This is a genomic window from Pseudomonas sp. HY7a-MNA-CIBAN-0227 (assembly GCF_040310325.1).
GTDB lineage: Bacteria > Pseudomonadota > Gammaproteobacteria > Pseudomonadales > Pseudomonadaceae > Aquipseudomonas.
Map to the genome: position 1 here is coordinate 1 of NZ_JBEOPT010000364.1, position 235 is coordinate 235.

Genomic DNA, 235 nt, shown 5'->3' on the forward strand with positions numbered 1-235 from the left:
TGGTGCAGTATTGTTCTCAACGGTAGTGTTTTTAACCGGCGGCTTAATCGGTACTTTACATCACTTATACTTTACCGGTACCCAAACTTCTGTCATTGCATGGGGTGCTATCTTCTCGGCGCTTGAAGTCGTGCCGCTAGCGTTAATTGGTTTTGAAGCCATGGAAACCTATCGCTTACGTAAAGCAAGTCCTTGGATGGAACGTTATCACTGGGCGATTATGTTCTTTGTGGCC

Annotated in this window: 1 protein-coding gene; it reads left to right on the forward strand. The window is 46.0% G+C overall.

What is annotated here, in order from left to right; all coding sequences use genetic code 11:
* On the forward strand, nt 1-235 hold a 235-nt coding region (locus AAEZ06_RS28285), incomplete at both ends, for a cbb3-type cytochrome c oxidase subunit I (RefSeq protein WP_350617527.1).